This is a genomic window from Microbacterium aquilitoris, assembly GCF_031932285.1.
GTDB lineage: Bacteria > Actinomycetota > Actinomycetes > Actinomycetales > Microbacteriaceae > Microbacterium > Microbacterium aquilitoris.
In genome coordinates this window covers 927319-949273 of record NZ_JAUZVT010000002.1, presented here as the reverse complement: position 1 = coordinate 949273, position 21955 = coordinate 927319, and the positions used below count along the sequence as shown (strand labels likewise).

Here is a 21955-nt window from a genome sequence, read left to right as displayed (position 1 = left end):
CGGTACCCTGGAGGGTGTGAAGACCTTCGACGCACTGTTCTCCGAGCTGAGCGAGACCGCGGCGAGCCGTCCCGAGGGATCGGGCACGGTCGCGCAGCTGGACCGCGGCGTCCACGCCATCGGCAAGAAGATCGTCGAAGAGGCCGCCGAGGTCTGGATGGCCGCCGAGTACCAGTCCGACACCGAGACGGCCGAGGAGATCTCGCAGCTGCTCTACCACCTGCAGGTGATGATGCTCGCGAAGGGGCTGACGCTCGAGGACGTGTACCGACATCTCTGATCGGTCCCTCGACTCGTCCGCCCACCTCCACACCGAAAGACGCTCCATGCTGCGCATCGCCGTCCCCAACAAGGGCATGCTCGCCGAAACCACCGCGGGGATGCTCGCCGAAGCCGGGTACACCGGTCGACGCGACCCCAAGGACCTGCACGCCATCGACCCCGTCAACGACGTCGAGTTCTTCTACCTCCGTCCCAAGGACATCGCCACCTACGTCGGCTCCGGTGCGCTGGACGTCGGCATCACCGGTCGCGACCTGCTGCTGGACGCCCGGATGCCGGGTGCCCGCGAGATCGAGAAGCTCGGCTTCGGCGGCTCGACGTTCCGGTTCGCCGGCCCTCCCGGACGCTTCACGGAGCTCGCCGACCTCGACGGACTGCGCGTCGCGACGGCCTACCCGGGCCTGGTCGACGCGTACCTCGACGACCTCGGCGTCGCCGTCGACCTCGTGCCGCTCGACGGTGCGGTCGAATCCGCCGTCCAGCTGGGTGTCGCGGATGCCGTCGCCGACGTCGTCTCGACCGGCACGACCCTCCGCCAGGCGGGGCTCGAGATCTTCGGACCGGTGCTGCTGGAGTCCGAGGCCGTCCTCATCGGCGCGCCGACCGAGGCCGACGGCACCGAGACGCTCCTGCGCCGCCTGCGCGGCGTGATGGTCGCCCGGCGCTACGTCCTCATCGATTACGACCTGCCGGCGCACCTGGTCGACCAGGCGGTCGCCCTCGCTCCCGGCATCGAGTCGCCCACGATCTCGCCGCTCCGCGACCCCGAGTGGGTCGCCGTCCGCGTCATGAGCCCGCGGAAGACCGTGAACCAGGTCATGGACGCCCTCTACGAGATCGGCGCGCGGGCGATCCTCGTGACCGCCATCCACAACGCGAGGCTCTGACGTGTCGCTCGTCAGCCGCGTGATCCCGTGTCTCGACGTGGCCGCGGGCAAGGTCGTCAAGGGCGTCAACTTCGAGAACCTGCGCGAAATGGGCGATCCGGTCGATCTGGCGCGCCGGTACTACGAGCAGGGCGCCGATGAGATCACCTTCCTCGACGTGACGGCCACCGTCGACGCGCGCGACACGACGTACGACGTCGTACAGCGCACCGCCGAGCAGGTCTTCATCCCGCTCACCGTGGGCGGGGGAGTGCGCTCGGCCGAGGACGTCGCACGGCTCCTCGGGGTCGGCGCCGACAAGGTGGGCGTCAACTCGGCCGCGATCGCCCGGCCCGAGCTCGTCGGCGAGATCGCCGACCGCTTCGGGGCGCAGGTCCTCGTCCTCTCCCTCGACGTCAAGCGCGCCCCCGGCACGCCGTCCGGCTTCGCCGTCACGACGCACGGCGGACGCACCCTCACCGACCTCGACGCGCTCGCCTGGGCGCACGAGGCGATCGAGCGCGGTGCGGGGGAGCTCCTCGTCAACTCGATCGACGCCGACGGCACGAAGGAAGGCTTCGACCTCGAGCTCGTCTCGCTCATGCGCGAGGTGTCCACGGTGCCCGTGATCGCGTCCGGAGGAGCAGGGGATGCCGCGCACTTCGCCCCGGCGATCGCCGCCGGCGCCGACGCGGTGCTCGCGGCATCCGTCTTCCACTCCGGCCAGCTGACCGTCGCGGACGTCAAGGACGCGCTCGTCCGCGAAGGGGTGGAGGTCCGCCGATGACCCGGTCGATCGAGGAGCGCATGTCCCGAGTGGTCTACAACGCCGACGGCCTCGTCCCCGCGATCGTGCAGCAGCACGACACGCGCGAGGTGCTCATGCTCGGGTGGATGGATGCCGAGGCCCTCCACCGGACGCTCACCGAGGGTCGCGTGACGTTCTGGTCGCGGTCGCGTCAGGAGTACTGGCGCAAGGGCGACACGTCCGGCCACGCGCAGTTCGTGAAGGGCGTGCGGCTGGACTGCGACGGCGACACGCTGCTGGTGTCCGTCGAGCAGGTCGGCGCGGCCTGCCACACCGGCGACCGCACGTGCTTCGACGCCGACGACCTCGATCCCGTCGTCGGCGCGTTCTCGTGACCGAGGCGACGTCGCGACGCACCCGCCTGTCGGCCGTCCTCGCGATCCTGGCCGGCGGCGCACTCGGCATCATCGGGTCGACCCAGACCTGGCTCGAGGCGACCGTCGACGACGGGTCTCCGGTGCCGATCGCCGTCGCGGGAGCCGATGCCCTCGCCGTCGTCGCGCCCCTGAGCCTCGCGGCGCTCGCTCTCGGGCTCGCCCTGACGATCGTCGGCCGCGTGCTCCGCCACGTCTTCGCCGTCATCGCCGTGGCCCTCGGCGCCGGCCTCGGATGGGGTGCGTTCCGCATCGCCTCTCAGCGACCCGTGGATGCCGTCGCCGGCCCGGTGACCGACGCCACCGGTCTCAGCGGGGAGAAGAGCATCGCCGCCATCGTGACCGAGGTCACGGCGACGCCCTGGCCGGCGGTCACCGTCGCGGCATCCGCTCTGATCCTGCTCGGCGGCGTGCTCGCCCTCGCGACGGCACACCGATGGAGCTCGGCGGGCCGGAAGTACCGCACGGATCGCGCGGCCGGTCCCCGCGACAGCATCGACTCCTGGGACGATCTCTCGCGCGGCGAGGACCCGACCACCTGAGCTCCGCGGGGCGGGGGAGTCTGCACGCCCCGCTAGACTGATCACGCGGCGTCAGCCGATCCAGACAACCCGTGCGTCCCATCGAAGGAGAACAATGAGCGGCATCGAGGACCCCGGCCACGGACACTCCCCGGCGGCATGGACGACGGTCATCATCATGCTCGTCGCGCTGACGATCGGCACCGTGTTCTTCTTCCTCGAGATGCCGCTCCTCGTCTGGCTCTCGGTCGTCCTGCTGCTCCTCGGTCTCGTCGTCGGCTTCATCATGACCAAGGCCGGCTACGGCGTCGGCGGGTCGAAGACCGTCTCGAAGCAGCACTGACATGCTCGCCGACCTCATGGGCGGCGCGGTGGAGGATGCACGGGAGCGGGAGACCGTCCGCCCCCTTGCTGTCGTGGAGAAGCTTGCCCTCGCGCAGCCTGCCGCGATCGACGCCCTCGCCGCCCTCGCACCCGCAGAGCGCGTCAAGATCATCGCCGAGGTCAAGCGCGCGAGCCCGTCGCGCGGTGACCTCGCCGACATCCCCGATCCCGCGCTGCAGGCGCGCCGGTACGAACTCGGCGGCGCGTCCGCCATCTCGGTCCTGACCGAGGGGCGCAAGTTCAAGGGTTCGCTCGCCGACCTCGAGGCCGTCCGCGCCGCGGTCACGCTTCCCGTGCTCCGCAAGGACTTCATCTCGACGGCCTACCAGGTGTTCGAGGCACGCGCCGCGGGCGCCGACCTCGTGCTGCTCATCGTCGCCGGGCTCGAGCAGGACCTGCTCGCCGAGCTCCACGGTCTCGTGCAGGAGCTCGGGATGACGCCCCTCGTCGAGACGCACTCGGCGGAGGAACTGGCGCGCGCGAACGACATCGGTGCGCGTCTGGTCGGAGTCAACGCGCGCAACCTCTCGACCTTCGAGCTCGACCGCGACCTCTTCGGGCGGCTCGCGGCCGACATCCCCGAGGGTGTGATCAAGATCGCCGAGTCCGCGGTCCTCTCACCCGCCGACGTCGCGCACTACCGTGCTGCGGGTGCCGACGTCGTCCTGATCGGCGAAGCGCTCGTCACGAGTGACCCCGTGTCGACGCTCGCCGCCTTCCTGGAGGCAGGTTCATGAGTCTTCGTGCAGCTACCGGTCCGTTCTTCGGCGAGTTCGGCGGGCGGTTCATGCCCGAGTCCCTGATCGCCGCGATCGACGAGCTCACCGCGGTCTACGAGGATGCGAAGGCGGACCCCGCCTTCGCTGCCGAGTTCTCCCGGCTCCTGAGCGTCTACGCCGGCCGACCGTCGGCCCTGACCGAGGTGCCCCGGTTCGCCGAGCACGCCGGCGGCGCGCGGGTCTTCCTCAAGCGCGAAGACCTCAACCACACCGGCTCGCACAAGATCAACAACGTCATCGGTCAGGCGCTCATCACGAAGCGGCTCGGCAAGAAGCGCGTGATCGCCGAGACCGGGGCAGGCCAGCACGGCGTCGCGACCGCGACCGCCGCCGCCCTGTTCGGCTTCGAGTGCACGGTGTACATGGGCGAGGTCGACACCGAGCGACAGGCGTTGAACGTCGCGCGCATGCGGCTGCTCGGGGCCGAGGTCATCCCCGTCACGACGGGCTCGCGGACGCTGAAGGACGCGATCAACGAGGCGTACCGCGACTGGGTCGCGTCGGTCGACACGACCAACTACATTTTCGGCACCGCCGCCGGGCCCCACCCGTTCCCCGCGATGGTGCGCGACTTCCAGAAGATCATCAGCGAGGAGGCGCGTCAGCAGCTCCTCGACGAGATCGGCCGGCTCCCCGACGCGGTCGTCGCCTGCGTGGGCGGCGGGTCGAACGCGATCGGCATGTTCGACGCCTTCCTCGACGACGAGGGCGTGGCGCTCTACGGCGTCGAGGCGGCCGGCGACGGCGTCGACACGCCCAAGCACGCGGCATCCATCGAACGCGGTCGCCCCGGCATCCTCCACGGAGCCAAGACGTTCGTCCTGCAGGACGAGGACGGGCAGACGACCGAATCGCACTCGATCTCGGCCGGGCTCGACTACCCCGGCGTCGGTCCCGAGCACGCGTGGCTCGCGAGCATCGGCCGCGCGCAGTACATCCCCGCCACCGACACCGAGGCGATGGAGGCCCTGCGTCTGCTCAGCCGGACCGAGGGCATCATCCCCGCCATCGAGTCCGCGCACGCCCTCGCCGGGGCGCTGCGCATCGGGCGCGAGCTGGGTCCCGACGGCGTGATCGCGATCAACCTCTCGGGCCGCGGTGACAAGGACATGGACACCGCCGCCCGGTGGTTCGAGCTCTACGACGCCGACAAGGAGCCCGTCGAGGTGCCGACCGACCCCGCGCACGGCAGCGGCGAAGGGGTCGAACTGTGACCTCTCGCGTCGCGGCGGCGATCTCCGCCGCGAAGGAGGCGGGACGCGGGGCCTTCGTGGGCTACCTCCCGATCGGATATCCCGACCTGCAGACGAGCATCGACGCCGCGGTCGCCCTCGCCGAGAACGGCGCCGACATCCTCGAGCTCGGCCCGCCCTACTCCGACCCCGTCATGGACGGCGTCGTCATCCAGGAGGCCACCCAGGCCGCCCTGGCGGCCGGGTTCCGCTTCCGCGACACGTTCACGGCCGTCCGTGCGATCGCCGAGCGCGTCGACGTCCCGATCGTCGTCATGACGTACTGGAACCCGGTGTTCCAGTACGGCGTCGACCGCTTCGCCGACGACCTGGCCGCTGCGGGCGGCGCGGGGCTCATCACGCCCGACATCACCCCCGACGCCGCCGCCGACTGGATCGCCGCGTCGGAGCGCACCGGCCTGGACCGCATCTTCCTCGCGGCGCCCTCTTCCACCGAGGAGCGGATCAAGATGATCGCCGAGCACTCCACGGGCTTCGTCTACACCGTCTCGACGATGGGCATCACGGGGGAGCGTGCCGAGTTGGATGCCGCAGCCCGCGCCCTCGTCGACCGCCTGCGGACCCACGGGGTCGAGAACGCCTGCGTCGGCATCGGGATCTCCACCGCCGACCAGGTGGACGGTGTCCTCGAGTACGCGGACGGTGCGATCGTCGGCACGGCGCTCGTCCGCGCGCTGCGCGACGGCGGCGTCGACGGGCTCGCGGCGACGGCGCGCGAGCTGTCGCAGGGCGCAGGACCGCACGCCGTCACCGCGTAGACTCGCCGTCGTGACTTCTGCTGCCCTCTCTGTCGTCGCGAGCATCCCCAGCCCGTCGATCAGTTCGTTCCAGCTCGGCCCGCTGACGATCCACTTCTACGCCCTGTGCATCCTGGCGGGCATCATCGTCGCGACGCTGTGGACCAACCGTCGCCTCACTGCGCGCGGCGCGGAGCCCTGGGTCGTGATCGACATCGCTCTGCTGGCCGTGCCGCTGGCCATCATCGGCGCGCGCATCTTCCACGTCCTGACCCACCCCGGCTTCTACTTCGGGGAGGGCAAGGACCTGTGGGCGATCTTCCGGATCTGGGAGGGCGGCATCGCCATCTTCGGCGCCCTCATCGGCGGTGCGATCGGCGCGTGGCTCGGCTGCAAGTGGAGCGGCATCCGCTTCTGGACGTTCGCCGACGCCCTCGCGCCCGCACTGCTGCTGGCGCAGGCGTTCGGACGTTTCGGCAACTGGTTCAACCAGGAGCTCTACGGTCTTCCCACCGACCTGCCCTGGGGTCTGGAGATCGACTACCCGAACTCGGCGTGGCCCGCCGGGCTGCCCGTGGGCACCCTGTTCCACCCGACGTTCCTCTACGAGGTCATCTGGAACGTCATGGGCGTCATCATCATCGCTGCGGCGGGACGCCGGTTCCGGCTGCAGTGGGGACGCCTGTTCGGCCTCTACCTGGTCTGGTACTCGGCCGGTCGCATCGTCTGGGAGTCGATCCGCATCGATCCGAGCGAGGTGTACCTCGGTCTCCGCACCAACGTGTGGGCGGCGATCTTCGGTGTCATCGTGGGTCTGGTCATCATGATCGTGCAGAAGCGTCGGCACCCGGGGCTCGAGCCCTCGCCGTACCAGCCGGGTCGCGAATGGACTCCGCCGGGCGGGGTACACTCACAGGGAACCGATGACTTCGTGGACGTGAGCGCACCCCCCGCGTCCGAAGAATCCTCCGGTGGGGCCACAAGCTCCCTCACCACCCGATAGCACCGCAGGGCCGACGTCGTCCCAGGTTGAGCACCCATGTGAGGACGGTAGGCATGCCCTCGAGCTCCCGTCACGAAGACACCACGACCCGGCCGGCCGGGTCCATCACCGGTGGTTCGTTCCCTGCGAAGCAGGGGATGTACAACCCGGCGTTCGAGAAGGACGCCTGCGGTCTGGCGATGGTCGCGACTCTGCGCGGCGAGGCGGGCCACGACATCGTGGACCTCGCCCTCACCGCGCTCCGAAACCTCGAGCACCGCGGTGCCATCGGGTCGGATGCCGGTACCGGTGACGGCGCCGGCATCCTGACTCAGATGCCCGACGCGTTCCTGCGCGCGGTCGTCGATTTCGACCTGCCCGCGGTCGGCGAGTACGCCGTCGGTCTCGCGTTCCTGCCGACCGACCACGACGAGCGTGCTGCGCAGAAGGCGGCTGTCGAGGACATCGCGGCGAGCGAGGGCCTGACGGTCCTCGGGTGGCGCGTGGTCCCGACGGCGGACGAGAACCTGGGCAAGTTGGCGTTCAACGCACGCCCGGCGTTCGAGCAGCTCTTCGTGTCACGGCCCGCCGTCGGCGATGCGCCGGCGCTGTCCGGCATCGCGCTGGACCGCCGCACCTACCGCCTGCGCAAGCGCGCCCAGCACGAGCTCGATGCGTACTTCGTGTCGCTGTCGAGCCGCACGCTCGGCTACAAGGGCATGGTGACGACGCTCCAGCTCGAGCCGTTCTATCCCGATCTTCAGGACGATCGTTTCGCGACCGAGCTCGCGGTCGTGCACTCCCGCTACTCGACCAACACCTTCCCCTCGTGGCCGCTGGCCCAGCCGCTGCGCATGCTGGCCCACAACGGCGAGATCAACACCGTCAACGGCAACCGCAACTGGATGCGGGCGCGGCAGTCCCAGCTCGAGTCCGAGCTCCTCGGCGACATCAGTCCGCTGCTGCCGATCTGCAGCCCCGGCCAGAGCGACTCCGCGTCGTTCGACGAGGTGCTCGAACTGCTGACGTTGACCGGCCGCAGCCTGCCGCACGCGATCATGATGATGGTCCCCGAGGCGTACGAGAAGCAGGCCGACATCCCCGACGACCTGCGCGCCTTCTACGACTACCACTCGATGCAGATGGAGCCGTGGGACGGCCCGGCAGCGCTCATCTTCACCGACGGCTCGCTCGTCGGCGCGACGCTCGACCGCAACGGCCTGCGCCCCGGTCGCTGGACCGAGACGACGGACGGCCTCGTCGTCATCGGAAGTGAGACGGGTGTGCTCGACTTCGAGCCCCAGCGCATCAAGCGGCGCGGTCGGCTCCGACCGGGACGCATGTTCGTCGTCGACACGGCGCAGGGCCGCATCGTCGAGGACGACGAGATCAAGCGCGATCTCGCCTCGCTCCACCCGTGGCAGGAGTGGCTCGACGCAGGTCGCGTCCGCCTCAAGGACCTTCCCGAGCGCGAGCACATCGTGCACCCCATCGCCTCGATCACCCGGCGTCAGCGGACGTTCGGCTACACCGAGGAGGAGGTGCGCATCCTCCTGACCCCCATGGGCCAGACCGGTGCCGAACCCCTCGGTGCGATGGGCTCGGACACGCCGATCGCCGTCCTCAGCCAGCGGCCGCGCCTTCTCTTCGACTACTTCGTGCAGCAGTTCGCGCAGGTCACGAACCCGCCGCTCGACTCGATCCGCGAAGAGGTGGTCACCTCCCTCGGGCTCGGCCTCGGCCCCGAGCGCAACCTCCTGGCCTCCGGCGCCGACCACACCCGGGTGATCACCCTCGACTTCCCGGTCATCGACAACGACGAGCTCGCGAAGCTGCAGAACATCGACCGCGCCCTGCCCGGTCGCCGCTCCATCACGATCCGGGGCCTGTACCGCGCAGACGCCGACGCGGACTCGCTGCGCTCCCGGCTCGACGAGATCTGCGCCGAGGTGGATGCCGCCATCGCCGACGGTGTCGAGTTCATCATCCTCAGCGACCGCGACTCGACGTCGGACCTCGTGCCGATCCCTTCGCTGCTGACCCTGTCGGCCGTCCACCACCACCTCATCCGCAACCAGAACCGCATGAAGGTCGGTCTTGTCGTGGAGGCGGGCGACGTCCGCGAGGTCCACCACGTCGCGACGCTGATCGGATACGGTGCGTCGGCGGTCAATCCCTACCTCGCGATGGAGACCGTCGAGTACCTGGTCCGCGCGGGGTACATCACGGGCGTCGAGCCCGAGAAGGCCGTCCGCAACCTGATCTACGCGCTCGGCAAGGGCGTGCTGAAGATCATGTCCAAGATGGGCATCTCGACGGTGTCCTCGTACGCGGGCGCCCAGGTCTTCGAGGCCGTCGGACTCTCGCAGGAGTTCATCGACACGTACTTCACCGGCACCGAGACGAAGCTCGGGGGCATCGGGATCGAGGAGATCTCGCGCGAGAACCTCGCCCGTCACGAGTTCGCGTACCCCGCCGATCAGGCCGCGCGTGCACACGAGCGGCTCTGGACGGGCGGCGAGTACCAGTGGCGGCGGGACGGGGCATCCCACCTCTTCAACCCCGACACCGTGTTCCGTCTGCAGCACGCGACCCGGACGCGCCGCTACGACATCTTCCGCGAGTACACGCAGATGATCGACGAGCAGGCGTCCGACCTGAAGACGCTGCGCGGCCTCTTCAGGCTCAAGTCCGGCGTCCGCCCCGCGGTTCCCATCGACGAGGTCGAGCCGATCTCGTCGATCGTGAAGCGCTTCTCGACCGGAGCGATGAGCTACGGCTCCATCTCAAAGGAGGCGCACGAGACCCTCGCGATCGCGATGAACCGACTCGGTGCGAAGTCGAACACGGGCGAGGGAGGAGAGGACGTCGACCGGCTCCTCGACCCCGAACGGCGCAGCGCCATCAAGCAGGTCGCCTCGGGACGTTTCGGCGTCACGAGCATGTACCTGACGCACGCCGACGACATCCAGATCAAGCTCGCCCAGGGCGCGAAGCCCGGCGAGGGCGGGCAGCTGCCTCCCGGCAAGGTCTACCCCTGGATCGCGCGGACGCGCGGCGGCACGCCCGGTGTGGGACTCATCTCACCGCCGCCCCACCACGACATCTACTCGATCGAGGACCTGAAGCAGCTGATCTTCGATGTCAAGCGAGCCAACCCGTCGGCGCGCGTCCACGTGAAGCTCGTCAGCCAGTCCGGCATCGGCGCGGTCGCGGCGGGAACGGCGAAGGCCCTGGCCGACGTCATCCTCGTCTCGGGACACGACGGCGGCACGGGGGCGAGCCCGCTGAACTCCCTGAAGCACGCGGGCACGCCCTGGGAACTCGGTCTCGCCGAGACCCAGCAGACGCTCATGATCAACGACATGCGCGGCCGGGTGGTCGTGCAGGCGGACGGACAGCTGAAGACCGGACGCGATGTGCTCATCGCGGCGCTGCTCGGCGCCGAGGAGTTCGGCTTCGCGACGAGCGCGCTCGTCGTCGAGGGCTGCATCATGATGCGCGTGTGCCACCTCGACACCTGCCCCGTCGGCGTCGCGACGCAGAACCCGGAACTGCGCAAACGCTTCTCCGGTAAGGCCGATCACGTCGTGAACTTCATGGAGTTCATCGCGCAGGAGGTGCGGGAGTACCTGGCCGAGCTCGGCTTCCGCTCGATCGAAGAGGCCGTCGGTCACACCGAGGTCCTCGACGTGCAGCCAGCGGTCGACCACTGGAAGGCGTACGGGCTGGACCTGTCGCCCATCCTCCGCGGACCCGTGTTCGAGGAGGATGCACCCCGTCACCGCGTGCGCGAGCAGGACCATGAGCTCGAAGAGCACTTCGACGTCGGCCTGCTCGACCGGGCGCGCGATGTCGTCGCCCACGGGGGTCACGTGACGATCGACCTCCCGGTGCGCAACACCGAGCGTGCCGTCGGCACCATGCTCGGACACCACGTCACCAAGGCCCACGGCGAGAACGGTCTGCCGTCGGGCACGATCGAGGTCAACCTGACCGGATCGGCGGGGCAGTCCTTCGGCGCCTTCCTGCCTTCGGGCATCACGCTGCGTCTCGAGGGCGACTCGAACGATTACGTCGGCAAGGGCCTGTCGGGCGGCGAGATCGTCGTCCGGCCTCCCCGCGATGCCGCCTTCGACGCGTCGAAGAACGTCATCGCCGGCAACGTGATCGGCTACGGCGCGACCCGCGGCTCGATGTTCCTCCGAGGCGTCGTCGGCGAACGGTTCCTCGTCCGGAACTCCGGAGCCACGGCTGTCGTCGAGGGCGTCGGAGACCACGCGCTCGAGTACATGACCGGCGGACTCGCCGTGATCCTGGGGCCCACCGGCCGCAACCTCGGAGCGGGCATGTCCGGCGGATCGGCCTACATCCACCACCTGGACCGGGCCCTCATCAACCGCGAGGCCCTCGCGACCGGCGAGCTGGAGCTCCTCGAGCTCGGCGCCGGCGATGTCGAGATCCTCCGCGACCTGCTGGTCCGTCACGTCGAGGAGACCGGATCGGACCTCGCCGAGCGGCTTCTCGCGAACCTCGACACCGAGGTCGCGAACTTCACCCGCGTCCTGCCGCGTGACTACGCGGCTGTCCTGAAAACCCGCCAGGAGGCGGCCGCCGAGGGGCTCGACCCCGACAGCGACGTCGTCTGGAACCGCATCCTGGAGGTGACCCGTGGCTGACCCGAAGGGCTTCCTCAAAGTCACCGAGCGCGAGCTCCCGCCGCGCCGGCCCGTCCCCGTTCGCATCATGGACTGGAAAGAGGTGTACGAGCAGGGCGACCAGGCCGTGCTGCGTCGCCAGGCCGGCCGCTGCATGGACTGCGGCGTCCCGTTCTGCCACCAGGGATGCCCCCTGGGCAACCTCATCCCGGAGTGGAACGACCTCACCTGGCGCGGGGAGGGTCGCGCTGCCATCGAGCGGTTGCACGCGACGAACAACTTCCCGGAGTTCACCGGTCGCCTGTGTCCCGCGCCCTGCGAGAGCTCGTGCGTCCTGGGGATCAACCAGCCGGCCGTCACGATCAAGCAGATCGAGGTCTCCACGATCGACGAGGCGTTCGCGCACGGCTGGGTCGAGGCCGAGCCGCCGGGACGTCTGACCGGCAAGACGGTGGCCGTCGTGGGTTCGGGCCCCGCCGGTCTCGCCGCGGCGCAGCAGCTCACGCGCGCCGGGCACACGGTCGCCGTGTACGAGCGCGACGACCGCATCGGCGGTCTGCTGCGCTACGGCATCCCGGACTTCAAGATGGAGAAGCGCCACCTCGAGACCCGACTGCGGCAGATGCGTGACGAGGGCACCCGCTTCCGCGCCGGCGTCGAGATCGGCAAGGACCTGTCGTGGGACGACCTGCGGGCGCGGTACGACGCCGTCGTCATTGCCACCGGTTCGACCGTGCCGCGCGACCTCGCGATCCCGGGGCGCGACCTTGCCGGCGTCCACTTCGCCATGGAGTACCTCGTCGAGTCCAACAAGGCTGTCGCGGGCGATCAGGTCCCTCACCAGATCCACGCCGAGGGCAAGCACGTCGTCGTGATCGGCGGCGGCGACACCGGCGCCGACTGCATCGGCACGGCGCACCGCCAGGGTGCCCTGAGCGTCACCAACCTCGCGATCGGCAAGCAGCCGCCCGAGGCGCGTCCCGATCACCAGCCGTGGCCCATGATGCCGACCCTGTTCGAGGTCGCCTCGGCGCACGAAGAGGGCGGCGAGCGTTCGTACCTCGCCTCGACCGTCGAGTTCCTCGGCAACGAGGCGGGGGAGGTGCGCGCCCTGCGGGTGGCCGAGACGGAGTTCGTCGACGGCCGCCGCGTCCCCAAGGGCGGGACCGAGCGGGAGATCCCCGCCGATCTCGTTCTCATCGCCATGGGATTCACCGGCCCCGAGCGCACGGCGCTCGAGCAGCAGCTCGGCGCCGTGTTCACCTCGAACGGCAACGTTGAGCGTGCGGACGACTGGCAGGCGACGGCACCGGGTGTCTTCGTGGCCGGGGATGCCGGTCGTGGTCAGTCCCTCATCGTCTGGGCGATCGCAGAAGGGCGCGCGGCGGCCTCGGCCGTCGACGAGTACCTGATGGGGTCGACCAGCCTCCCGGCGCCGGTCCGACCGACCGACGTCGCGATCGGCCTCCAGCACGCCTAGGCTGAGACCGTTCCCAACTCCCGAATCACTACCCGACGGAGCAATTTCTGTGAGACGCGCGAAGATCGTCGCCACTCTGGGTCCCGCCACCGAAAGCTACGAGATGGTCCGTGCCATCATCGACGCCGGTGTGGACGTGACCCGCTTCAACCTCAGCCACGGCGACTACGCCGACCACGACGCCCGCCTGGCGAACGTGCGCAAGGCGGCGGATGACGCCGGCCGTGCCGTCGCCGTCCTCGTCGACCTGCAGGGCCCCAAGATCCGGCTCGGCCGGTTCGCCGAAGGCCCGCACTTCCTCGCCGTCGGCGACGTCTTCAAGATCACGACCGAAGACATCTCCGGCACGAAGGACATCGTCGGCACGACGTTCAAGGGCCTGCCCGAAGACGTCAACAAGGGCGACTTCCTCCTGATCGACGACGGCAAGGTCCGCGTCCAGGTCACCGGTGTCGAGGGTCCGGTCGTCACGACCGAGGTCATCGTCGCGGGCTACGTGTCGAACAACAAGGGCATCAACCTGCCCGGCGTCGCCGTCAACGTCCCCGCGCTGTCCGACAAGGACGAGGCCGACCTCCGCTGGGGCCTGCGCGCTGGCGCCGACATCATCGCGCTGTCCTTCGTGCGCAACGCCGCCGATGTCACCCGCGTGCACGAGATCATGGCGGAGGAGGGCCGCAAGGTCCCCGTCATCGCCAAGATCGAGAAGCCGCAGGCCGTCGACGCCCTCGAGGAGATCATCGACGCCTTCGACGGCATCATGGTCGCCCGCGGCGACCTCGGCGTCGAGCTGCCTCTCGAGGCCGTGCCGATCGTCCAGAAGCGCGCCGTCGAGCTCTGCCGTCGCATGGCCAAGCCCGTCATCGTCGCGACTCAGATGCTCGAGACGATGATCGAGAACCCGGTTCCCACGCGCGCCGAGACGAGCGACGTCGCCAACGCCGTCCTCGACGGTGCGGACGCGGTCATGCTCTCGGGCGAGACGAGCGTCGGCAAGCACCCCGTCGGCGTCGTCGAGACGATGGCCCGCATCATCGACGCGACCGAGACGCACGGTCTCGAGCGCATCCCCCCGCTCACGGCCAAGCCCCGCACGCAGGGTGGCATCATCACCCTCGCCGCGAACGAGGTCGCCGAGTTCGTCGAGGCCAAGTACATCTGCCTCTTCACCGAGTCGGGCGACACGGCGCGTCGCATGTCGCGCCTGCGCCCCGGCATCCCGATGCTCGCCTTCACCATCGAGCCCGCGATCCGTCGCCGGATGGCGATGACGTGGGGCATCCAGTCGGCGCTTGTCGACCACGTCGCCCACACCGACCTCATGTTCCTGCAGGTGGACGACTACTTCCTGTCGCGCGGCCTGCTGGAAGAGGGCGACAAGGTCGTCGTGATCTCCGGGTCCCCTCCCGGAATCATCGGTGCGACCAACGACATCCGCATCCACAAGATCGGTGACGCCGTGCACGGCAAGGCCCCGATCTACAAGGCCGAGAGCTGATCCCTCGCCTGTGATGCACGAAACGGCGCCCCCTCGGGGGCGCCGTTTCGCTGTGGTGCCGGTGGTGGGAGTCGAACCCACACGCCCTTTCGGGCAACCGAGTTTGAGTCGGTCGCGTCTGCCATTCCGCCACACCGGCGCGCGCCTGATCGACGATACCGCAGGATGCGGGTGCGCCCTGGCCTAGGATGGACGAGTGACTGAGCAGGAACCCTCCCTCGCCCCCCAGGCAGCTCCCACCCCGCGACGCGTCGTCGTCGCGGAGGATGAGTCGCTGATCCGCCTCGACATCGTCGAGATCCTGCGCGACAGCGGCTTCGATGTGGTCGGCGAGGCGGGCGACGGCGAGACCGCCGTCCAGCTGGCCACCGAGCTCCGTCCCGACCTCGTCATCATGGATGTGAAGATGCCCATCCTCGACGGCATCAGCGCCGCCGAGAAGCTGAGCAAGAACCACGTCGCCCCCGTCGTCCTCCTCACCGCCTTCAGCCAGAAGGAGCTCGTCGAGCGGGCGAGCGAGGCCGGCGCGCTGGCCTACGTCGTGAAGCCCTTCACCCCGAACGACCTCCTGCCGGCGATCGAGATCGCCCTCGCGCGCTACGAGCAGATCATCACGCTCGAAGCCGAAGTCGCCGACATGGTCGAGCGCTTCGAGACCCGCAAGCTCGTCGACCGGGCCAAGGGCCTGCTCAACGAGAAGATGGGTCTGTCCGAGCCCGAGGCGTTCCGCTGGATCCAGAAGGCATCCATGGATCGTCGCCTCACGATGCAGGATGTCGCCAAGGCGATCATCGAGCAGCTGGCTCCCAAGAAGGCCTGACGCCTTCGTCATGATCGACGAACTCGACGTCCCCGTCACCCTCGCATCGCGAAACGGATCGGTGCGACTACGGGGTGCGTCGCAGGACGACCTCGATGCGATCGTGGCGCTGCTGTCGGACGACCCGGTCAGCGCCGGTCGCGGAGATGTGGCGGCCGCGGAGGACCGGGGCCTCTACCTCCGCGGATTGCTGCGCACCCTGGACTCGGAGAGCAACGACGTGCTGGTCGTCGAGAGCGACGACCGCGTCGTCGGGACGATGCAGCTCACCGTCATCCCCGGGATGGCGCGTCGCGGCAGCACGAGGCTCCTCGTCGAAGCTGTCCGAGTCGCGAGCGCAGAGCGTTCAGCGGGGATCGGCGCCGCGATGATGTCGTGGGTCGCCGACGTCGCCGCTCCTGCCGTCGGAGCATCCGTCGTGCAGTTGACGTCGGATGCTGCGCGCACCGACGCCCATCGGTTCTACACGCGACTGGGGTTCGTCGACTCGCACGTCGGCTTCAAGCTCGCCGTCCCGCGCTGAGCGGATCAGGATGCCGGCAGGTCCCGCACCATGTTGGTGATCCGGACCGTCGAGCACCGGCGGCCCTGATCGTCGGAGACGACGATCTCGTGGACCGTGAGGCTCCGGCCGAGGTGCAGGGGGGTGCAGACCCCCGTCACCCATCCTTCGGTCGCCGAACGGGTGTGCGTCGCATTGATGTCGATGCCCACCGCGAGACGGCCGGGACCTGCGTGGAGATTGGCGTGCATCGACCCGAGCGACTCGCCGAGCACGACGTAGGCGCCGCCGTGCAGGAGGCCGACCGGCTGAGTGTTGCCGGCCACCGGCATCCGCGCCACGGCCCGTTCAGGCGAGAACTCGGTGAACTCCATGCCCATCTTCTCGGCGAGGGCTCCCATGCCCCGGCTCGTGACCCATTCGAGCGCGTCGGAGGGGAAGGACGCGGACTCGGGCATGGCGATTCACCTCGTGGATCGGGCGGTGCCGACGGGGCAACGCGGGGGAAGTCGATGTCGCGGGCCCGAACTAGGCTGGTCGGGTGAGCGACTCCGGAAAGCCTACTCTGCTCGTCGTCGACGGCCACTCGCTGGCCTACCGGGCGTTCTACGCCCTTCCCGTCGACAACTTCTCGACGAAGGACGGGCAGCACACCAACGGGATCTACGGCTTCCTCTCGATGTTCGTGAACCTCGTCAAGGCAGAGAAGCCGACGCACCTGGCCGTCGCCTTCGACACGTCGCGGCAGTCGTTCCGCACGCGCGTCTACGAGGAGTACAAGGCCAACCGCTCCGAGTCGCCCGCCGAGTTCAAGGGGCAGATCCCGCTGCTGCAGGACTGCCTCGCCGCCATGGGCGTGCCGGTGCTGACGAAGGAGGACTTCGAGGCCGACGACATCCTGGCGACCCTCGCGACGCAGGGGGTCGAGAGCGGCTACCAGGTGCTCGTGTGCTCCGGCGACCGTGACACGATCCAGCTGGTGACCGAGGACGTCACGCTCCTCTACCCGAGCGTCCAGGGCGTCTCGCAGCTGAAGCGCTACACCCCCGACGCGGTCGTCGAGAAGTACGGCCTCCCGCCCGAGAACTACCCGGACATCGCCGCGCTGGTGGGCGAGACGAGCGACAACCTGCCCGGCGTCCCGAAGGTGGGGGAGAAGACCGCGGTCAAGTGGATCACCCAGTTCGGTTCGCTCGACGCGCTCCTCGAGCGCGCCGATGAGATCAAGGGTGTCGTCGGTGGGAACCTCCGCGAGCACCTCGACGACGTCCGTCGCAACCGCCAGCTCAACCGCCTTCTGCGCGACGTCGAACTCGAGTACGCGCCCGAGGACCTCGTCATCCGCCCGCTCGACACCCAGGCGGTCCGCGACATCTTCGCTCGTCTGGAGTTCCGCACCCTTCTGCCGCGGGTGTTCGAAGCATTCGACGCGACCGACGAGCCGCCCGCGCCCGAGGTCTCGGCGCCCGAACCGCAGCAGACGGATGCCGCGACCCTGGCCGTGTGGCTGACGCAGCAGACGGGCGAACTGGCCCTGACGGTCACCGTCGCCGGCGGTCTTCCGACGCGCCTCGGCGTCGCGACGTCCGACACGGTCCACGAGGTCGACTGGGACGAGAGCGCCCGCGAGGCGCTCGCCCCGTGGCTCGAGAGCGACGCCGCGAAGATCATGACCGACGCGAAGCCGCAGGTGAAGGCCCTCCGCCGCGCCGGCGTTCGGCTGAGCGGGCTGACGTTCGACGTCCTGCTCGCGGGATGGCTGCTGCGTCCGAGCCTGCCCGACAAGACCCTCGCCGACCTCGTCGACCGCTACCTCGACGAGAAGCTGCCCGAAGCCGACCCGTCCCAGCTGGTCCCCGAGACCGAGGGCGCGACGCCGGGTCAGCTCGCCTGGTTCGCCCTGCGGGTGGCCGAGGCTGAACGGGCGGAGCTCCCGGCATCCGTCGGCGCCGTCCTGACTGACATCGAGCTCCCGTCCCTCGACGCCCTCGCCGACATGGAGCTCGCGGGGGTCTCGGTCTCGCGCGACAAGCTCTCGGGCTTCTCGGGCGAGCTGGCCGCACGTGCCGACGCGATCGCGCAGGAGGCATACGGCATCATCGGGCGCGAGGTGAACCTCGGCTCGCCCAAGCAGCTGCAGGAGGTGCTCTTCGACCAGCTGGAGCTGCCGAAGACCCGCAAGACGAAGACGGGGTACTCGACGGATGCCGCGGTCCTCGCCGACCTGCAGGAATCCCACCCGCATCCGTTCCTGGGGCTTCTCCTCCAGCACCGTGAGGCGACGAAGCTCCGCCAGATCATCGAGTCGCTGACGGTCGGCATCGCCGACGACGGACGTATCCACACGACCTACGTGCAGACCGGCAGTCAGACGGGTCGCCTCTCGAGCACCGACCCGAACCTGCAGAACATCCCGATCCGCAACGAGGAGTCGCGCCGCATCCGCGAAGCATTCGAAGTCGGCGAGGGGTACGAAACCCTGCTGACTGCGGACTACTCGCAGATCGAGATGCGCATCATGGCGCACCTGTCGGGCGATCCGGGGCTTATCGAGGCTTTCAACTCGGGTGAGGACCTGCACCGCTTCGTCGGCGCCCGTGTGTTCGGTGTGGAGCCCGCCGAGGTGACGGCGCCGATGCGCACGAAGGTGAAGGCGATGTCGTACGGCCTCGTCTACGGGCTGAGTGCCTTCGGTCTGTCGAAGCAGCTGCGCATCGAGCAGTCCGAGGCGAAGCAGCTCATGCTCGAGTACTTCGCCCGCTTCGGTTCCGTGCGCGACTATCTGCGCTCGTCCGTCGAGCAGGCGCGGATCGACGGCTACACCGAGACGATCTTCGGACGTCGGCGACCGTTCCCCGACCTGACGAGCCCGAACCGCGTGCTCCGCGAGAACGCCGAGCGCGCGGCGCTCAACGCCCCCATCCAGGGCAGCGCGGCCGACATCATGAAGATCGCGCTCGTCGAGATCCACAGCGACCTCCGTGAGAAGGGTCTGGCGTCGCGCGTGCTTCTGCAGATCCACGACGAACTCGTCGTCGAAGTGGCGACGGGGGAGTGGGACGCGGTCGAGGAGATCGTCCGCACCCGGATGGGGGACGCGGCGGAACTCTCCGTCCCGCTCGACGTGCAGATCGGCCGCGGCGCCGACTGGGACGAAGCGGCTCACTGACGTCCGGCGGTGCGACGCTCTACGCTCGAGGGATGACCGACGCACAACGCACGCCCACTCCGATCGACACGATCGCGGACCGCTGGGTGGACACGCTGGCAGAGCTCTCACCGAGTCTCGCGACCTACATCGGACGCACCGAGCACAACGGCCGTCTCGATGACTTCTCACCGGAGGGACACGACCGCCTCGCCGCTGTGGCGGGCGAGACGCTTCGCGCCCTGCAGGCCGCGGACGCGGTCGACGACGTCGACGAGGTCACGAAGATGGACCTCTCGGCGGAGCTCGGGCTGCAGCTCGACCTGCACGCGGCGAAGTCGCACCTGCGCGACCTCAACGTGATCGCCTCGCCGTCTCAGGACATCCGCGCGGCATTCGACCTCATGCCGACCGACACCGTCGAGGACTGGTCCGTCGTCGCCACGCGCCTCGCGGCCATCCCGACGGCGCTCGGCGGATACATCGAGACGCTCCGGCAGGGGATCGCCGAGGGCGTCGTCCCCGCGCGTCGCCAGGTCCGCGAGGTCGTGACGCAGATCGCGCGATACACGAGCGACACCGGCTTCTTCGCGACCTTCGTCGGCGATGCGGCCCCCGCCGACGGTCACCTTCCCGCCTCGCTCGCGCGCGAGCTCGCCGACAATTCGGGCGCCGCTCGTGTCGCGTACGACCAGCTCGCGGCGTTCCTCCGCGACGAACTGGCACCGGCGGCCACCGAGGTGGATGCCGTGGGCCGGGAGCTCTACGCGCTCCACTCGCGTCGGTTCCTCGGCGCGACGATCGACCTCGACGAGACCTACGAGTGGGGCGTCGAGGAGCTTTCGCGGATGGTCGCCGAGCAGGAGTCGATCGCGAACGAGATCCAGGCCGGTGCCAGCGTCGAGGAGGCCGTCGCCTTCCTCGAGCAGGACGAGGCGCGGAAGCTCCGCGGCACCGAGGCGCTGCAGAAGTGGATGCAGGAGACCAGCGATCGCGCCGTCGAGGAACTCGGACGCACCCACTTCGACATCCCCGACCCGATCCGTCGCCTCGAATGCATGATCGCGCCGACGAACGAGGGCGGCATCTACTACACCGGCCCGACGGACGACTTCTCGCGGCCCGGCCGGATGTGGTGGTCGGTCCCCGAGGGCGTCGACACCTTCGACACCTGGCGCGAGCTCACGACGGTCTACCACGAGGGTGTTCCGGGGCACCACCTGCAGATCGCGCAGGCGGTCTACAACCGGACCGAGCTGAACTCGTGGCGGCGCCTGCTCGCCGGTTCCAGCGGACATGCCGAGGGGTGGGCCCTGTACGCCGAGCGACTCATGGCGGAGCTCGGCTACCTCGACGACCCCGCGGACCGCCTGGGCATGCTCGACGGACAGCGGATGCGGGCGGCCCGCGTGGTCCTCGACATCGGCGTCCATCTCGGCAAGCCGCGGCTCGACGGCACCGGGACGTGGGACGCCGACTACGCTCTCGAGTTCATGCGGCGGAACGTCAACATGTCCGACGAGTTCATCCAGTTCGAGGTGAACCGCTACCTCGGGTGGCCGGGTCAGGCACCGTCGTACAAGGTCGGTCAGCGGATCTGGGAGCAGATCCGCGACGAGGCCGCTCAGCGCGGGGGTTCCGACTTCGACATCAAGAGCTTCCACATGCGAGCACTCCGCCTCGGCGGCGTCGGGCTCGACACCCTCCGTGCCGCCCTGCGCGACAGCTGACAAGACGTCGAAACTCTCCGTCGGGGGATGCCGGGAATATCCGGCATCCCCCGACGTTCATGCATGTGAATGAAAGGGGCGGACATGACCGCTGTGGAACTTGGCCTGGACACGTTCGGCGACATCACCGTCGATGAGAACGGCGACAAGGTATCGGGCGCTCAGGCGATCCGGAATCTCATCGCGCAGGCGACCCTCGCCGATCAGGTGGGCGTCGACTTCATCGGCGTGGGGGAGCACCACCGCGCGGACTACTCCGTGTCGAGCCCCGAGATCGTCCTCGCGGCGATCGCCGCGCAGACCGAACGCATCCGCGTCGGCACCGCTGTGACCGTCCTCTCCAGCGACGATCCGGTACGCGTCTACGAGCGCTTCGCGACGCTGTCGGCGATCTCGAACGGTCGCGCTGAGGTCATCCTCGGACGCGGATCCTTCATCGAGTCCTTCCCGCTCTTCGGGTTCGACCTCTCCGACTACGAAGCCCTCTTCGAGGAGCGGCTCGAGTTGTTCTCGCTGCTCCGGACGGAGAAGCCGGTCACGTGGCAGGGATCGACCCGGGCCCCTCTCACCGACGCGGACGTCTTCCCCAAGACCGAGCACGGCTTCCGCGCCTGGGTGGGCGTGGGCGGATCGCCCGAGTCGGTCATCCGCACCGCCCGCTACGGGTACGGGCTGATGCTGGCCATCATCGGCGGCCCGGCGGCCCGCTTCCGCCCCTACGTCGACCTGTACCACCGCGCCGTCGGAGAGCTCGGCACCGAGGCTCAGCCCATCGGCATCCACTCTCCGGGATACATCGCCGACACGGACGAGCAGGCGTGGGAAGAGGCCTACCCGGGCTTCGAAGCGCAGAACAACTCGATCGGCCGCGACCGCGGCTGGCCTCCCTACAGCCGGATGCGGTTCCAGCACGAGGTCGGCCCGGAGGGTTCGATCTACGCCGGATCACCCGAGACGGTGGCGCGCAAGATCGCCGACACCATCACGACCCTCGGCGCCTCGCGATTCGATCTCAAGTACGCCAACGGCACTCTCGGGCACGAGAAGCTGATGCGGTCGATCGAGCTCTACGGCACCAAGGTGATCCCGATGGTCCGCGAGATGCTCGGCGAGTGAGCCCGGACCGGCGCTCC

At 69.2% G+C, this 21955-nt stretch carries 19 protein-coding genes and 1 tRNA gene; 18 read left to right on the top strand and 2 right to left on the bottom strand.

Annotated features, from left to right (window positions below; genetic code table 11):
• Positions 1 to 16 precede the first annotated feature (16 nt).
• The 13 genes from Q9S78_RS11420 to pyk all read left to right on the top strand — a co-directional run bounded on the left by Q9S78_RS11420 (position 17) and on the right by pyk (position 14622).
• Complete coding sequence (locus tag Q9S78_RS11420; protein ID WP_018186764.1) at positions 17 to 280, top strand: phosphoribosyl-ATP diphosphatase; 264 nt, start codon at positions 17 to 19, stop codon at positions 278 to 280.
• A 46-nt stretch (positions 281 to 326) separates the two neighbouring features.
• A complete protein-coding gene (hisG, locus tag Q9S78_RS11415) occupies positions 327 to 1169 on the top strand; it encodes an ATP phosphoribosyltransferase (protein ID WP_018186765.1) in 843 nt (280 codons plus the stop codon).
• A gap of 1 nt (position 1170) precedes the next feature.
• Positions 1171 to 1935 carry an imidazole glycerol phosphate synthase subunit HisF gene (gene hisF, locus Q9S78_RS11410; RefSeq protein ID WP_311870271.1) on the top strand — a complete coding sequence of 255 codons (765 nt, stop codon included), beginning with the start codon at positions 1171 to 1173 and terminating at the stop codon, positions 1933 to 1935.
• Complete coding sequence (gene hisI / locus Q9S78_RS11405; RefSeq protein ID WP_311870269.1) at positions 1932 to 2291, top strand: phosphoribosyl-AMP cyclohydrolase; 360 nt, start codon at positions 1932 to 1934, stop codon at positions 2289 to 2291. The genes hisF and hisI overlap by 4 nt, the downstream gene beginning before the upstream one ends.
• A complete protein-coding gene (locus tag Q9S78_RS11400) occupies positions 2288 to 2872 on the top strand; it encodes a Trp biosynthesis-associated membrane protein (RefSeq protein WP_116229098.1) in 585 nt (194 codons plus the stop codon). Before hisI ends, Q9S78_RS11400 begins: the two co-directional genes overlap by 4 nt.
• Positions 2873 to 2966: 94 nt before the next feature.
• Positions 2967 to 3194 (top strand): DUF6704 family protein, encoded by a 228-nt coding sequence (locus tag Q9S78_RS11395; protein ID WP_018186769.1) that lies wholly within the window; start codon positions 2967 to 2969, stop codon positions 3192 to 3194.
• Position 3195: 1 nt separating this feature from the next.
• On the top strand, positions 3196 to 3972 hold the full coding sequence (gene trpC / locus Q9S78_RS11390) for an indole-3-glycerol phosphate synthase TrpC (RefSeq protein ID WP_116229097.1): 777 nt from the start codon (positions 3196 to 3198) through the stop codon (positions 3970 to 3972).
• A complete protein-coding gene (gene trpB, locus Q9S78_RS11385) occupies positions 3969 to 5228 on the top strand; it encodes a tryptophan synthase subunit beta (RefSeq protein ID WP_311870266.1) in 1260 nt (419 codons plus the stop codon). Before trpC ends, trpB begins: the two co-directional genes overlap by 4 nt.
• Positions 5225 to 6025, top strand: coding sequence for a tryptophan synthase subunit alpha (gene trpA, locus Q9S78_RS11380; RefSeq protein WP_311870265.1), 801 nt, complete (start codon positions 5225 to 5227; stop codon positions 6023 to 6025). The genes trpB and trpA overlap by 4 nt, the downstream gene beginning before the upstream one ends.
• 10 nt (positions 6026 to 6035) lie before the next feature.
• On the top strand, positions 6036 to 7007 hold the full coding sequence (gene lgt / locus Q9S78_RS11375) for a prolipoprotein diacylglyceryl transferase (RefSeq protein ID WP_020097283.1): 972 nt from the start codon (positions 6036 to 6038) through the stop codon (positions 7005 to 7007).
• A 53-nt stretch (positions 7008 to 7060) separates the two neighbouring features.
• Positions 7061 to 11665: a glutamate synthase large subunit gene (gene gltB / locus Q9S78_RS11370; protein ID WP_376716543.1), complete on the top strand. Its 4605-nt coding sequence runs from the start codon at positions 7061 to 7063 to the stop codon at positions 11663 to 11665.
• Positions 11658 to 13124, top strand: coding sequence for a glutamate synthase subunit beta (locus tag Q9S78_RS11365; protein WP_018186775.1), 1467 nt, complete (start codon positions 11658 to 11660; stop codon positions 13122 to 13124). The genes gltB and Q9S78_RS11365 overlap by 8 nt, the downstream gene beginning before the upstream one ends.
• 49 nt (positions 13125 to 13173) lie before the next feature.
• Positions 13174 to 14622 (top strand): pyruvate kinase, encoded by a 1449-nt coding sequence (gene pyk / locus Q9S78_RS11360; RefSeq protein ID WP_020097281.1) that lies wholly within the window; start codon positions 13174 to 13176, stop codon positions 14620 to 14622.
• Between the two features lie 53 nt (positions 14623 to 14675).
• On the opposite strand, the gene Q9S78_RS11355 is transcribed toward pyk, so the two are convergent.
• Positions 14676 to 14761 (bottom strand) — tRNA-Leu (locus Q9S78_RS11355).
• 57 nt (positions 14762 to 14818) lie between these two features.
• Here Q9S78_RS11355 and Q9S78_RS11350 point away from each other — a divergent pair.
• Positions 14819 to 15442, top strand: a complete 624-nt coding sequence (locus Q9S78_RS11350) for an ANTAR domain-containing response regulator (protein ID WP_018186777.1) — start codon at positions 14819 to 14821, stop codon at positions 15440 to 15442.
• 10 nt (positions 15443 to 15452) lie between these two features.
• Positions 15453 to 15965: a GNAT family N-acetyltransferase gene (locus tag Q9S78_RS11345; RefSeq protein WP_311870264.1), complete on the top strand. Its 513-nt coding sequence runs from the start codon at positions 15453 to 15455 to the stop codon at positions 15963 to 15965.
• A 5-nt stretch (positions 15966 to 15970) separates the two neighbouring features.
• On the opposite strand, the gene Q9S78_RS11340 is transcribed toward Q9S78_RS11345, so the two are convergent.
• A complete protein-coding gene (locus Q9S78_RS11340) occupies positions 15971 to 16402 on the bottom strand; it encodes a hotdog fold thioesterase (RefSeq protein ID WP_020097280.1) in 432 nt (143 codons plus the stop codon).
• 83 nt (positions 16403 to 16485) lie between these two features.
• Here Q9S78_RS11340 and polA point away from each other — a divergent pair, with 83 nt between their 5' ends.
• From polA to Q9S78_RS11325, 3 genes are all read left to right on the top strand, one after another.
• Positions 16486 to 19113 (top strand): DNA polymerase I, encoded by a 2628-nt coding sequence (polA, locus tag Q9S78_RS11335; protein WP_311870261.1) that lies wholly within the window; start codon positions 16486 to 16488, stop codon positions 19111 to 19113.
• 32 nt (positions 19114 to 19145) lie between these two features.
• Positions 19146 to 20822 (top strand): DUF885 domain-containing protein, encoded by a 1677-nt coding sequence (locus Q9S78_RS11330; protein WP_311870260.1) that lies wholly within the window; start codon positions 19146 to 19148, stop codon positions 20820 to 20822.
• 84 nt (positions 20823 to 20906) lie between these two features.
• Positions 20907 to 21938, top strand: coding sequence for an LLM class flavin-dependent oxidoreductase (locus Q9S78_RS11325; protein WP_018186782.1), 1032 nt, complete (start codon positions 20907 to 20909; stop codon positions 21936 to 21938).
• Positions 21939 to 21955 lie beyond the last annotated feature (17 nt).